Source organism: Acinetobacter sp. WZC-1 (genome assembly GCF_052544965.1).
The window spans coordinates 853,760-868,190 of record NZ_CP199370.1 but is presented as its reverse complement, the minus strand read 5'-3'; the positions used below and the strand labels follow the sequence as shown (position 1 = coordinate 868,190).

Sequence of the window (14,431 nt, the reverse complement as noted above, 5' to 3'; positions counted from 1 at the left end):
ACCACAAAACCATGAACAAAAAAACAAAAATAACCGTTCATGATGATCAGACCATATAACAATATTCTCACGCTTTTCCAGTCATTTTGTCACTTAATGCCAACCCGAAGCATAAATTGATATAGATAATATATACAGTCGTATATTTATCAGAGAAACTGAGATATTTCACATGCCCAGGAATTTAGATGGTTTACATTTCCCAATAGACCCGGAAACCCAGAAAGCCAGTAGCTCCATTGCAGGGCGGGAAATCATTGCTGAAGCGCTGTCACTGGTTGACCACAAAACATCACAGCAGGCACTGCAGGAAAAAAACTGGCGGAAAAACTATCCAGAGTATTTCAGGGCATTGGTCAGCCAGGGTATTGCCTCGGTTCAGAATCCGGTCACAATTGCCCGGCAGGGACTCCACAAAGCCCGACACAGTTTTGAGTTTTATCGGAATGGACAGCGCTGGCTGTTAAAGGATGTCATGGAAATTTCCGCCATACAAAAATTGTATAGCGTAAAAATTCAGGGCCAGAGTCACAGCGAACCGGAATGGTATGTTCCCTATCACGGCGAAAAGCTACAGGGTCAGACACTGCTGAAACAAATAGAAAAATGGGAGCAGGCTGGAATTATTGAACCCAGTCATGCTCAGGCACTGAGGGAAGTCAATGCGCATCCGGAATGGTTTGACTTATCAGATCAGACCATGGTGCTGTTTGGTGCCGCCTCCGAAGCCGGACCACTGACCTGGCTTGCAAAATGGAAAGCCAATATTGTGGCGATTGACCTGGCCGATGAAAAAGTCTGGGAAAAAATCCTGAGCACGGTACAACAGGGCAATGCAACACTGTATGCGCCCAGCCCTGAAAAAATTGCAGATCACACCCCCATTGATCAATTAAAAACCCAGTTGGGTGTCAACTTACTGACCCAACTGCCGGAAATTGCCCATTGGCTGATCCAGAATCCACACCAGCTGAACCTGGCAGCCATTGCTTATCTGGATGGTGAAAAACATGTCCGGGTTTCCATGGCCATGGACAGCATCATGAGTTATGTCAGTGAACATAAACCGGATAGCACGCTGATGTATATGTGCACCCCGACTGATATCTATGCAGTCCCCGGCGAAGTTATTCAGGCCTCCACCCGTAAATATCAGCAGCGCTCTGCAATGGAAAAAACCATCAGCAGTGGCTTTTTTACAATGTCCCTGAAAAAGCTGTTCCAACAGAATAATCAGCAGTTGATTGCATCGGACAACGGTAAACAGTACGGCATTGCCGACTGCATGGTCCCTGAACAGGGGCCCAACTATGCGCTGGCAAAACGGATTCAGCAATGGCGTGCCACCCTGGCCCGACATCAGGGTCAGCAGGTCAGTATTAATATTGCCCCTTCCACCACCACAAAATCGGTTATCAGCAATCCACTGCTCAAAGCTGCTTTCAACGGCGCTGAACTTTTCGATGTCGAAGCTTTTTCCCCTGAAACCACCAATGCCATTATGGCCGCCTTATGGATTCATGATTTACGTCATCCTCAATCAGTGGCCAATCCTGCAACCCATATGGATCATCCACTTGAACTGATGATGGAAGGCGCCAATCATGGTGGTTTATGGCGGGTCGCTTATCTGGCAAGAACTGCCCTGCCCTTTGCTGCCATCTACGGTTTTGCAAAAGACAAACTGGGACGCCACAAAACTGCAGACTCACAGGCGAAACATTGATTTTCCAGGGTTCAGACCAAACAAACCCATAAAAAAATGCTGCAGATGCAGCATTTTTTAAATCCCGATGACTTTAAAACAAGATAAGATGGCTTTAAACAAACTGTAAAAACAGCCAATACAAACCACCAGACAAACAAATGGTTGCCGGTAAAGTAAACACCCAGGCCGATAAAATGGTTTTGACTGTACCAAAATTTAAACCGGACTTATTGGCCACCATCGTCCCTGCTACCGCACTGTTCAATACATGCGTGGTGGAAACCGGCATACCAAAGCCGTCTGCTGCAGCAATGGTTGACATGGCCACCAGCTCTGCAGACATGCCCTGACCATAGGTCATATGGTGCTTACCAATACGCTCACCCACTGTCACAACAATACGTTTCCAGCCCACCATGGTGCCAAGCCCAAGGGCTAATGCGACCGCAACCTTTACCCAGGAGGGAATATACTGCAGGAATGCATCGAGGTTTTTACGGTATTCCTTCACCACTTTTTCCTGATCAGCAGATAATGCCGGCAGCTTTTTCGCTTTATCCAGCCGTTTAAAGGCAGTTGTACTCAGATACATATCATTGCGCAAGACAGAAATTTCAGTCTCTGGAATATTCTTCAGACTGCCATACTGTTCAACCCGTTGCCCCAGATGATCGATCAGCGCCGCCAGTGCAGGAAGCACTTCCGCCTGAATTTCACGTGTCTGAATATACCGGGTCAGCACCTGACGTGCCTGATCATCCGGCATTGCAGCATGATCCGCATAAATTACCGTGGCTGTCTGCGCAGATAATTGTTCAAATGATTGCAGATGCTGCTGGTCCAGGCTTTTATTCAATGAGTAAGCCAGTGGCACCAGACCAATCAGAATCAGCATGATTAATCCCATACCTTTCTGGCCATCATTTGAACCATGGGCAAAACTGACCCCGGTACAGGTAAAAATCAGAATGGCACGAATCAATGGCGGCGGCGGCTTATTGCCTTCAGGTGGCTGAAATAATTCCAGCTGTTTTCTGAATACACCTTTAATCAACAGGAAAACCAGCGCAGCAAAGGCAAAACCGATTAACGGTGAAAACAGTAAGGCCTTACCGACTTTGATGACCTGATCCGTATCTATGCCACTTGCACCACTTGAGGCATGCAACAGATAGTTCATGATGCCCACACCCAGAATTGAACCAATCAGGGTATGTGAACTGGAAGCCGGAATTCCCAGGAACCAGGTCCCGAGATTCCACATAATTGCTGCAATCAGCATGGCAAACACCATGGCAAAACCGGTTCCACTGCCGACATTCATGATCAGCTCAACCGGCAACAGAGCAATAATTCCATAAGCAACTGCACCGCTGGCAACCATCACACCCAGAAAATTACAGAAACCGGCCCACATGACGGCAACCGGTGCAGGCAAGGCATTGGTATAAATCACGGTTGCAACGGCATTGGCAGTGTCATGAAAACCATTGACGAATTCAAAACCCAGCGCAATCAGCAGCGCCGCTGCCAGTAAAATGACTGAATACAGACTTAAGGGAGGAACATGCGCCAGATCTGTACTGACCTGTACGCCTATATAAATAAGCGTTGCAATAATAACCGTCAGAAAGACCGGTATAAAAAATTTTGGCGTCGGAACATGGACATTGGTCGATTTTTCAATCGCCGATGGATAAGTCGAATCTGGAGCAGAAGGTAAATTTAGGTTCATGCAGACGATTAAGAGGAAAAAAATCCCCTTATTGTTGAATTAAATTGTGACAATTATATGACAATTCACTGACAGGCGACGTGGATTCCCTGCCCCCTCACCTGGATACTGGTTGGGTAAATTTTCAGCATAAAGCCAAAAAATAAAATTAAAACAATGAATTAAGTGCAAAAAAAATACCGCCATATGTTTGTCAGAATATAATAATTTACCCCGTCACCCTTTTCTCATTATTTTTATTTTCTTTTTTTGGGCGTAAATTCTTCCATAAAATTATGACAAATTGATGAAAAATCAATCTGCCGTGCCTGATATCCCTGACTGAACACAGCCTGATGCATAAAAATTTCAATATAAACATTCATTTTAAGCTGGCATGATTCGTCATCTGAATTCTGCTGAATCCCCCTTGAATTCTGCTAAAATATCGCCCATTTTATTAGATTCATCCGCATTGCCGGGGTTTTATTTATGTCCACGCTTAGTACGCTGAAAGAGCTTCTCGCCAGCCGCATCCTGATTATCGACGGTGCCATGGGGACCATGATCCAGCGCCATCAACTGGAAGAGGCGGATTATCGTGGTGAGCGCTTTGCAGACTGGGCATCCGATTTAAAAGGCAATAACGACCTGCTGGTGCTGACTCAGCCGCAGATTATCCAGGGCATTCACGAAGCTTATCTGGATGCCGGGGCAGATATCATTGAAACCAACAGTTTCAATGGCACCCGGGTGTCCATGTCGGATTATCACATGGAAGAACTGGTTCCCGAAATCAACCGGGAGGCGGCCCGTCTTGCCAGAGCAGCCTGTGAAAAATATTCAACGCCGGATAAGCCCCGCTTTGTTGCCGGTGTATTGGGACCAACCTCACGCACCTGCTCCATTTCGCCCAATGTCAATGATCCGGCATTTCGTAACATCACCTTTGATGAACTGAAAGATAACTATATAGAAGCTGCGCATGCGCTGATTGAAGGTGGTGCAGACATTATTCTGATTGAAACGGTATTTGATACCCTGAACTGTAAAGCGGCCATTTTTGCCGTCAAGGAGGTTTTCAGGGACATTGGCCGTGAATTACCACTGATGATTTCCGGCACCATTACCGATGCATCCGGCCGGACCCTGACCGGGCAGACTGCAGAAGCTTTCTGGAACTCGGTACGTCATGGTGACCTGCTCTCCATTGGCTTTAACTGTGCACTGGGGGCAGATGCCATGCGTCCGCATGTTAAAACCGTGGCCGATGTAGCAGATGTTTTTGTTTCAGCACACCCCAATGCCGGCCTGCCGAATGCCTTTGGTGGTTATGATGAAACACCGGAACAAACTGCCGCATTTCTAAAGGAATTCGCTGAAAGTGGTCTGATCAATATCACCGGGGGCTGCTGTGGGACCACACCGGACCATATCCGTGCCATTTACAATGCGGTTAAGGATATTCCACCCCGTCAGATTCCCGACATTAAACCCGCCTGTCGCCTCAGTGGTCTGGAACCCTTTAATATTTATGATGATTCACTGTTCGTCAACGTCGGTGAACGGACCAACGTCACCGGGTCCAAAAAGTTCCTGCGCCTGATTCGTGAGGAAAATTTTGCTGAGGCATTGGACGTGGCTCGTCAGCAGGTGGAAGCCGGTGCTCAGATTATTGACATCAACATGGATGAAGGCATGCTTGATTCAGAAAATGCCATGGTGCATTTTCTGAACCTGGTAGCATCCGAACCGGATATTTCCCGTGTCCCGATCATGATTGACTCCTCAAAATGGGAAATCATTGAGGCCGGATTAAAATGCGTTCAGGGCAAGCCCGTCGTCAACTCGATCTCGCTGAAAGAAGGCTATGATGAATTTGTCCACAAAGCCCGGCTGTGTCGTCAGTATGGTGCTGCAATTATTGTCATGGCCTTTGATGAAACCGGTCAGGCCGATACCTCAGCCCGTAAGCGGGAAATCTGTAAACGCTCCTATGATGTGCTGGTCAACGATGTCGGTTATCCCGCTGAAGATATTATTTTTGATCCGAACGTATTTGCGGTGGCGACCGGGATTGAAGAGCACAATAACTACGCTGTGGACTTTATTGAAGCCACCGGCTGGATTAAGCAGAACCTGCCCAATGCCATGATCTCAGGCGGTGTCTCCAACGTATCCTTTTCATTCCGTGGTAATGAACCGGTCCGTGAAGCCATTCATTCCGTGTTTTTGTATCATGCCATTCAGCAGGGCATGACCATGGGAATTGTCAATGCCGGGCAGATGGCTATTTACGATGACATTCCCAGAGCGTTAAAAGCGGCAGTTGAAGATGTCATTCTCAATCAGAATCAGGGGGACGCTTCATCAGCAGCCGGAGCACATGATGCAACTGAAAAACTGCTTGAAGTTGCCGAACAATACCGGGGGCAGAGTGCGGCCCAGAAAAATGTGGAAAATCTGGAATGGCGTAATGAATCCGTTGAAAAGCGCCTTGAATATGCCCTGGTCAAAGGGATTACCACCTTTATTGATGAAGATACTGAAGAAGCCCGTCTGAAATCGGTACGTCCGCTGGATGTGATTGAAGGTCCGCTGATGGATGGCATGAATGTGGTCGGTGACCTGTTCGGTTCCGGTAAAATGTTTCTGCCGCAGGTGGTGAAATCCGCCCGGGTGATGAAACAGGCCGTGGCATGGCTCAACCCCTATATCGAAGCTGAAAAAACCGGCAGCCAGTCCAAAGGCAAAGTCCTCATGGCAACGGTCAAAGGCGATGTCCACGACATTGGTAAAAATATCGTGGGGGTTGTACTGGGCTGTAATGGCTATGACATTGTCGACCTGGGGGTCATGGTGCCCGCTGAAACCATTCTACAGACTGCAATGGATGAAAAAGTCGATATCATCGGTCTCTCCGGTTTAATCACCCCATCGCTGGATGAAATGGTATTTGTCGCAAAGGAAATGCAGCGTAAGGGCTTCCATGTTCCATTGCTGATTGGTGGCGCAACCACCTCCAAAGCTCATACTGCAGTGAAAATTGACCCGCAGTATTCCAATGATGCGGTGATCTATGTTGCCGATGCCTCACGTGCCGTGGGTGTGGCAACCACCCTGCTTTCGCCTGAAATGAAACCGAAATTCGTGGCAGAGCATCGGGAGGAATACGCCAGAGTGCGTGAACGGATTGCCAATAAACAGCCTAAGGCAGCCAAACTGTCCTATGCCGAAGCGGTGGAAAATGGCTTTCATATTGACTGGGAAGCCTATGTGCCCCCAGTACCGAATTTTATCGGTCAGCAGGTGCTGACCCACTATCCACTGGACCGACTGGTGGATTACTTTGACTGGACACCATTTTTTATCTCGTGGAGCCTGGCCGGTAAATTCCCAAAAATTCTACAGGATGAAGTCGTCGGCGAAGCCGCCACGGACCTGTACCACCAGGCACAGGAAATGCTGAAGGACATCATTAAGAACAAACGCTTTGATGCCCGGGCCGTGTTTGGCATTCACCCGGCCCGACGTACAGCGCAGGACACCGTATCTGTCTATGACGAAAACGGCCATGTGACCCATACCTTTCAACATCTGCGTCAGCAATCTGACAAAGTCACCGGCAAACCCAATCTGTCACTGGCAGACTTTATTGCGCCCGAATCGGGATATGCAAAACAACGGTTTGCCCGGTCACAGCAGCAAAACGAAAGTACAACTGAAGCCAGAGACATTCCCGATTATCTGGGTGGATTCACCGTTTCCATCTTTGGGGCGGAGGAAATGGCAAACGAGTTCAAGGCGAAAGGTGATGATTACTCAGCCATTCTGGCGCAGTCGCTGGGAGACCGTTTTGCAGAAGCCTTTGCTGAGCATCTGCATGAACGCATCCGTAAGGAGTTCTGGGGGTATCAGGCAGCTGAACAGCTCTCCAATGAAGAGCTGATTAAGGAAAAATATGTCGGAATCCGCCCTGCGCCGGGTTATCCTGCCTGCCCTGAACATTCAGAAAAAGCCATCTTGTTTGACTGGCTGGGCTCAACCGACAAAATTGGCACCTATCTGACCAGCAGCTTTGCGATGTGGCCACCCTCATCTGTCAGTGGTTTTTATTATAGTCTGCCACAGAGTGAGTATTTTAATGTCGGTAAAATTTCACTGGATCAGCTTGAAGATTATGCAGCACGTAAAGGCTGGACCCTGGATGAAGCCAGACGCTGGCTGGCGCCGAATCTGGATGATTCAATTTCCTGACTGCGCCCCCTGGAATGAGGGGCTTAAACATAAACTTCGATATGGTTTTGATTTATGGAGTATTCTTAGGCCCTGTACCCTAAAAATACAGCAATAATGCCATAGATCATAAGCGTATTAGAAAATCCCGAACAATCCGGTTAAATACACGGATAACGTCGCCCTTTTCAATCGGACAATAAAACCTACTGCAGCAACAGCCTAAAAAACCTGACACAGTCAGAACGCTTAAATCTTCTCCCCACTCAGGCCAGTCATTTCTACAGGGAAGATTTTTCCGTGCAGAACCTGATCAATCACATCCAGTACGGCCTGTTGTTCATTGCTTCCCGTCTGATAGCCGGCAATCTGTTTTAATTCAGCCACGGCGTTACTCATGGCAAAGCCATAACCGGCTTTCTGAACCATCTCCATGTCATTGTAATTATCACCAATGGCCAGTACATCTTCATCGGCAATGCCCCATCGCTGTTGCAGAATCTGCAGGCCATAGGCTTTGTGTTTCCCGGGAATGATCAGGTCAATAAAACCAAAACCACTCGACACCATATGCACCTGTTGCTGCCGGACATAGGCTGTCATTTGCAGGTCACTGCTGATTGCCTCAAAATCATCAGGGCTTATGATCAGCGTCACTTTACAAATCAGCTCGTCCAGCTGGCTTAAGTCATCCACACACTGTAGTTTTTTAAAATAAACGTTCAGTTTCTCCCGGGTCGACTGAGGAACATGGCGACTGATATAGACACAATGCTTCGCACAGAGAACCAGCTGATCTGCATAGCGAGGATATAGCTCGGAGAGAATTGCGGTTAATCGCTCAGGTGCAAAATGTGAATACTGCAGTTCCGTGTTGCCATCCACCACATAGGCGCCATTTTCAGCGACATAGGCAATCTCATGTTCAATTTCCGGGAAATAGGATTTCAGGGTATACAATGGATTACCGCTGGCAGCCACAAAATAAATCCCACACTGTTTCAGTGCAGCATATTGTTGCAGGAACCGCTGTCGATTATAGGTCTTCCCTGAGTTTAAAAAAGTGCCATCCATATCCACCGCAATCAGTTTGATGGGCATTCATACCTCATTTCATTGTCATTTTATTTTCGTGGTTATCATTTACATCAGTTAATCAGAACCCTGCTACTCATCCTATCAGCTGCTTTATATTTTATCAAAACAGTTTCATGTAAAACAGTTTTCTGTATCAGCCGGCCCCATCCACATGACATGCATTTAGAAAGTACTGCAGTTTACAGGACAAAAACCACTGCTCAGATTGTACAATCGAATGCACAGACATTTGCAGCCGTCATGTGCACTGGCCGCTCACGTTGGAGCGGCCAGTACGATGGTCATCTGTTCAGAAATGTCGTTTAAGGATTAATTTCTCAACGCCTGCAACTCAATATCATTCATCACAATCGAGCCATTTTCCTTAGGGAAGGTAAATGTCAGTTTGTCCAGGTATTCAGGATCAATGCCCTTGAATGCTTTCAATGGAATACTCACCATATTCAGTGCTTCTGCTGTTTTACCTTTATAAACTTCATCCCCTGCTACAATTTTAAGTGGAATGCCTGCGGCCTTTTTCCGTGGGATGGTATACAGAGCATCAGAGAAATCACTTGCAGTCACACGGGCTGTTTTACCATTGTGATCCGTCAATTCCACATAAATTTCCTGACCGACATCCACCGGCAATGCAACCCGGAAAGTCAGACTGTCATATCCCTGAGTCGGCATATTATTCAGACTCAGACTATAGACTGGATTCGGCACGTTCCATGACAGCTGCAACTGATCCGGGAATGAGACCAGACCACCGGTATAGGCCGAATGATCATTGGCGAACAATGGTACAACCGGGCTTGTACATTTACTGGTCTTGTCGGTGTCCTTAAAACCAAGGAATGAGCTGCATTGAATAATGCCGCCATCCTTTAAAAAACCATCCAGTCGGTTCAGTCCACCCAACAGGTTGGTGGTCAATGCACTACTGTCTTCAAAACGCTGGATCAATTTACTGTCATTTTTTTGCATGGTGAGGATAACACGCTCATCACATGTTTCATCTCCCTTCGGACATGCAGAACCCGGTAACTGTCCAACTGCATTCCAGTATGATTTAAACTGAGCTTCATCTCCAACAAAGTAACGCATAAAGCTGCCAATAATGAAGGAACCGATTCTACGCTGATCAACCGGATTCAAGCGCATTGAATCAGGACGGTCCCTATTACAGTAGGAGGTATCATTATAAGCTGCATTACCTACGCTATAGTCATCATTCAACCAGGTTGTGTTAAAGAAATTATGGTTTGCACCACGAACCAGCACCTGATATCTCGGCGCAGTATCATATTTAAAACCAAAGCGGTTATTGTCATAACCATATACACCCTGCAGGTCCGATACATCGCCATCACATGAGGGCACCAGTGTTGCAACCGGCACGTTGGTCAGACCTTTGAATTCCTCAAAATCCGTGGGTGCCAGGGCAAAAGCTGCCTTAAAGTTGTAAGGCTGAACTGAATCCGCTGTTTTGGAAAAACTGATGTTTCTTGCCGCCATCAAATCCTTCAGCTTATTGTCATCCCCATCTTTTGCCGCACTGATCAGATCAGGATAAGCCTTGAAATTCTCAGCATTTCCCTGCAACAATCCCTGTTTTAAAGTTCCCAGGTCATTACCGAAACGGGCGGTATTAAATTTAATCGCCAGTCGAATCGCCTGCCCACCACGTGAATGTCCCATAATCCCAATACTGTCAAAGTCCAGTTTTCCCCTGAGGGCTGTCAGTACACCTGCACCGCCATATTCATCCAGCTGTTTCAGTTTATCAATGGTGCCAAGGACCAGTTGTGCCCGGCTCTGCGAAGATGCGTCCCCCCCACTGCCATTAATATTATTTGCATCAATGGACAACACCACATAACCCTGTCCTGCCAGGCTCTGGGCCAGGTAATCATAGCCCTGATAACTCGGATCAGCTGGGGTGTGCTGTCCATGTAAAAAGACAATAATCGGAAATTTTTTCGTGGTGTTATTTAAATTTGCCTGCGGATAACGAATCCAGCCATGAAACGGTACAATACGGACATCTTTCGGAGCGCTCGCAACCGGTTGCCCCCGATTACTATAATCAGATTTGCCATTGACCACCAGCTGACCGAAGTTATATTCAATTGCAGGCGACGCCACATATTTTGCCTCGTCAGTCATCCCTGGCGTCTGTTCCGTAAACCGCCGATCTTCTCCAATCGGTCCAGATGCTGCCACACCAGCATCCGCCGGCTGGTCAGTGGGTGCTGTTTCCACCTTATTGTCCGGTGCTACTGCCCCGGGCTCAGATGCTGCACTGGATTCAACTGAAACCTCAGGTTCAGATGCTGCATAATTCGACTCAGGCACTGGCGCTGCTGTGTTACTGAGTTCCTCACTCTCTGTTGCCGAAGAAACAGTTTTCGCAGTCCCCTGAACGGGTCCTGTATAGTTTGCATTGTCAGATCCACAGCCTGCCAGCAAAGCGCTGCACATCAACAATGACAGTAAGGTTGAAGATTTACCATTAAATTTCATTACGGCCCTGCATATTATTACCAATGAAGATATTTTCAGATGAGCAATAACAATGCCAGAAATTTATTTCCAGTAAAAATAATATGAAACTTAATATTTATAAATCATTTCAATCATATATTTTTAATTAGAATAACTACACAACTGTAAGGCAGACTCATCCTCAATCCTTTCCCCCGGACAAGGCATCACGCTCAAAAAAATACAGCAATAACTCATACCGACAACGGCATCACAGGATTCCAGCTCTGACGCTGCTTCGGCAGTTATACGCGGGTATTCCGATGCATTTTTTGTGGACAAATCAACAATAATTCTGTGCTGAATAAACTACAGATGCTGAACTGAAAATCCAGTTGACTATGTTTTGCTCAACCCCGGAAAATGATTAATGCAGAAAATTCAGCAGCACAGATGCAGGAATAATTCTGTTGATCCTATCATCAGCCCCGGAACCCAACTAAAGCCAGTATTAAATTTTTATTGATAATATGGCGAATACATAGAAATTTTAATACACCCCACCAAAAACCAACCAACTATATGATTTTTAAAAAATTAATAAATTTATCTTTTTTTAGCCTATTTTGTTCATGAATTGTGACCAATGCAAATCATTGGGCATTTCTCTCCGGTGCGTGCTAAAAATAATTCTACATCGTGTAATTATTTTGCTCACCTGAACCAGCTTCGGGCAAGTTTGCATACCATTTATGACCGGACTGACACACCTGTGCTGACCGTCACCTGCTCAGCACAATGAATTTTCAGATAATGATGCTGATATTCAATCAGGACATAAAACTCTGCCGCACCATCATCCAGCCCAGTCACGGACCAATGAGTTCCCTGTGGAAACTCAGCCAGCCACTCAGCTTTGTAAAAGTCGGAGACCGAGTCAAAATTCAGATAATCCTCCGGCCGCATGACAATTTTCGCTGCCATTTCATCAAATTTCTGTCGCTGGTATTCAACCAAGTGCATAAGCATGACTTTATCCCGTTCATATTAATTGATGCTACTGTCCGTCACTGTGGCCTGTTTGCGTTTTACCTGCACCCATTGCCACCAGCCATAAGTAGCCAGCCCCACAAAGGCTGCATACAGACCTGCGGTTGGCCATAAATCCTTATAAATGAACATCCCCACATAAACAATGTCCACAAAAACCCAGAGAATCCAGGTGGCAATGTGTTTGCGGCTGGTCCAGTACGTTGCCAGTAAACTAAAGGCAGCCAGCTGGGAATCCAGTAAGGGAACAGCGGCATCCGTAAAGTTTTTTAAGAGCAGGCCGGCAGCCAGACCACCTGCTGCGGCCAGCAACATCTGCAACCCAGCGCGACTGGCAGCAATGGGTTCAATCCGAATTTCATGTCTGGCATCCTGCTGTCTGCCTTTCAGCCACTGATAAAAACCATAAAAATTCATCGCAATAAACAACAGCTGCAGAATTGTTTCAGCGTACAGCTTCACCTCAAAAAACAACCAGACATATAAAATAAATGCCAGCAGATTAAACCACCAGCACCACATATTGCGTTGAATGGTCAGTACAACACCAATAATACTGATGATAACCGCAACAATTTCCAGTAATGACATCTGCATAAGGTCTGAATATCTGAAACAATGATGATTGATTGTAGTGCCTTATACATGAATGATCACAAAAAATTATCAAAGCGCCATAAATTTGACAGTGTCCGGCTGCTCCTTTAAAACTATTGAATAAAATGATCATCCGTGAGAACAAAAAATGCAGCATCCACATGGCAAAGTCAGTCGTGAAATCCGCGGTCATATTTTTTTAATTGGCCTGGACCGGGCTGAAAAAAGAAATGCCTTTGACAGTCATATGATTCATGACTTATCCCTTGCACTGACGGAATACGAAGACAACCCGGAACTGCGCTGTGCTGTGATTTTTGCACATGGTCAGCATTTTACTGCCGGACTGGACCTGGTTGAACTGCAGCCAAAACTGAGTGAAGGTGTATTTAATTTTTCAGATAACAGGGTCAACCCCTGGGGAACCACTGGCCGCCAGCGAAGTAAACCATTGGTCACTGCAGTACAGGGTTATTGCTATACCGCAGGCATTGAACTGATGCTGAACTCTGAACTGGTGATCGCCAGTGAAAATACCCAGTTTACCCAGATTGAAGTCCAGCGCGGTATCCTGCCGTTTGGTGGGGCAACAGTCCGCTTTGTACAGGCCGCCGGGTGGGCAAAAGCAATGAAATATATACTGACGGGGGATATGTTTTATGCAGAAGATGCTTACCGCATGAACCTGATTACCGAAATAACAAGTGACAGCAATCCACTGAATCGGGCACTGGAACTGGCGGAACGCATTGCAGCTGCTGCACCACTTGCCGTTCAGGCTGCGCTGAAATCTGCACATCAGGCATTTCTGCACAGCCCCGAAGTTGCTTTTCAGAGCCTGCAGCAACTGCTGATGCCGCTGCTCAACTCAGAAGATGCCCAGGAAGGCGTTATGGCCATGCTGGAACGCCGTACTCCCCGGTTTAAGGGAAAATAATCTCTCCCGCCCCGGATCGGCATGACGACTACAGTTATGCCGCCGCTATTTAAATTCTGTTTTATGCTCGACCCCATGCCGGTCAACATGTGTATAAAACACGCCATAGCGACTGACATAGTATTCAAGTGACTGCTGTTTGTAATTCCAGAAAATTGACCATTCTCCCTGATCAAATTCACCGATCTGACTTTGCGTCGGAGCTGGCATTTTGTTCAGGAATTCACACTGAATCTGTTCAGCCTGTGTCCTGTTCTTTCTGGTAATGGCTTTTTCAAACAGCAGCTGTGCAACATCATCAAAGCGGCGCTGGTCTTCTTCATCCATCACCTCCCTTTCCACCTGATGCTCAAGTGTGCGGGGCTGCGCCGCTGCTCCCGGCAAAATGGGAGTATCATAGCGCTGATGGCTGGACTGTCCCTGGATCCGGTTTTTTAACAACAGTCGCCACAACAGATACAGTGTGACAATCACCAGCGCAAAAACAATCAGTCTGGTCATGATATTATTCCCTCATCCGTAAGCCGGCATGGAGCTGCAATCCGATCATGCTTAAAATGATCTGCCCGTATATACTTCTGCCTTCAATATAACGTATTTATGGCCGCTGCAACTAACTTTC

The 14,431-nt window shown here is 46.7% G+C and carries 9 protein-coding genes; 3 read left to right on the top strand and 6 right to left on the bottom strand.

All coding sequences use genetic code 11. From position 1 onward, the window contains the following. Positions 1-172 precede the first annotated feature (172 nt). Complete coding sequence (locus tag ACT6PV_RS04095) at positions 173-1,726, top strand: hypothetical protein (RefSeq protein ID WP_445115198.1); 1,554 nt, start codon at positions 173-175, stop codon at positions 1,724-1,726. Positions 1,727-1,820: 94 nt separating this feature from the next. On the opposite strand, the gene ACT6PV_RS04090 is transcribed toward ACT6PV_RS04095, so the two are convergent. After that, entirely contained in the window at positions 1,821-3,443 is a 1,623-nt protein-coding gene (locus tag ACT6PV_RS04090) for an inorganic phosphate transporter (RefSeq protein WP_445115197.1), read from the bottom strand. A 471-nt stretch (positions 3,444-3,914) separates the two neighbouring features. Here ACT6PV_RS04090 and metH point away from each other — a divergent pair, with 471 nt between their 5' ends. Beyond that, on the top strand, positions 3,915-7,679 hold the full coding sequence (gene metH, locus ACT6PV_RS04085; protein ID WP_445115196.1) for a methionine synthase: 3,765 nt from the start codon (positions 3,915-3,917) through the stop codon (positions 7,677-7,679). A 228-nt stretch (positions 7,680-7,907) separates the two neighbouring features. Here the strand turns inward: metH and ACT6PV_RS04080 are convergent, their stop codons facing one another. The 4 genes from ACT6PV_RS04080 to pnuC all read right to left on the bottom strand — a co-directional run bounded on the left by ACT6PV_RS04080 (position 7,908) and on the right by pnuC (position 12,866). Further along, positions 7,908-8,759 carry a Cof-type HAD-IIB family hydrolase gene (locus tag ACT6PV_RS04080; protein ID WP_445115195.1) on the bottom strand — a complete coding sequence of 284 codons (852 nt, stop codon included), beginning with the start codon at positions 8,757-8,759 and terminating at the stop codon, positions 7,908-7,910. 306 nt (positions 8,760-9,065) lie between these two features. Then, complete coding sequence (locus tag ACT6PV_RS04075) at positions 9,066-11,264, bottom strand: hypothetical protein (protein WP_445115194.1); 2,199 nt, start codon at positions 11,262-11,264, stop codon at positions 9,066-9,068. Positions 11,265-11,975: 711 nt separating this feature from the next. Next, positions 11,976-12,254: a hypothetical protein gene (locus tag ACT6PV_RS04070; RefSeq protein WP_445115193.1), complete on the bottom strand. Its 279-nt coding sequence runs from the start codon at positions 12,252-12,254 to the stop codon at positions 11,976-11,978. 18 nt (positions 12,255-12,272) lie between these two features. After that, complete coding sequence (pnuC, locus tag ACT6PV_RS04065) at positions 12,273-12,866, bottom strand: nicotinamide riboside transporter PnuC (protein ID WP_445117028.1); 594 nt, start codon at positions 12,864-12,866, stop codon at positions 12,273-12,275. 154 nt (positions 12,867-13,020) lie between these two features. Here pnuC and ACT6PV_RS04060 point away from each other — a divergent pair, with 154 nt between their 5' ends. Then, on the top strand, positions 13,021-13,809 hold the full coding sequence (locus ACT6PV_RS04060) for a crotonase/enoyl-CoA hydratase family protein (RefSeq protein ID WP_445115192.1): 789 nt from the start codon (positions 13,021-13,023) through the stop codon (positions 13,807-13,809). Between the two features lie 45 nt (positions 13,810-13,854). Here the strand turns inward: ACT6PV_RS04060 and ACT6PV_RS04055 are convergent, their stop codons facing one another. Continuing rightward, the gene (locus ACT6PV_RS04055; protein ID WP_445115191.1) at positions 13,855-14,310 is read right to left on the bottom strand and encodes a hypothetical protein; all 456 of its coding nucleotides are present in this window, start codon (positions 14,308-14,310) and stop codon (positions 13,855-13,857) included. Positions 14,311-14,431: the final 121 nt, after the last annotated feature.

What these genes read in the sequence shown, in the direction of transcription:
- ACT6PV_RS04080 (WP_445115195.1), bottom strand. Translation starts at nt 8,759, where the DNA reads ATGCCCATCAAACTGATTGCGGTGGATATGGATGGCACTTTTTTAAAC.
- pnuC (WP_445117028.1), bottom strand. Translation starts at nt 12,866, where the DNA reads ATGTCATTACTGGAAATTGTTGCGGTTATCATCAGTATTATTGGTGTT.
- ACT6PV_RS04090 (WP_445115197.1), bottom strand. Translation starts at nt 3,443, where the DNA reads ATGAACCTAAATTTACCTTCTGCTCCAGATTCGACTTATCCATCGGCG.
- ACT6PV_RS04055 (WP_445115191.1), bottom strand. Translation starts at nt 14,310, where the DNA reads ATGACCAGACTGATTGTTTTTGCGCTGGTGATTGTCACACTGTATCTG.
- ACT6PV_RS04060 (WP_445115192.1), top strand. Translation starts at nt 13,021, where the DNA reads ATGCAGCATCCACATGGCAAAGTCAGTCGTGAAATCCGCGGTCATATT.
- ACT6PV_RS04070 (WP_445115193.1), bottom strand. Translation starts at nt 12,254, where the DNA reads ATGCTTATGCACTTGGTTGAATACCAGCGACAGAAATTTGATGAAATG.
- metH (WP_445115196.1), top strand. Translation starts at nt 3,915, where the DNA reads ATGTCCACGCTTAGTACGCTGAAAGAGCTTCTCGCCAGCCGCATCCTG.
- ACT6PV_RS04095 (WP_445115198.1), top strand. Translation starts at nt 173, where the DNA reads ATGCCCAGGAATTTAGATGGTTTACATTTCCCAATAGACCCGGAAACC.
- ACT6PV_RS04075 (WP_445115194.1), bottom strand. Translation starts at nt 11,264, where the DNA reads ATGAAATTTAATGGTAAATCTTCAACCTTACTGTCATTGTTGATGTGC.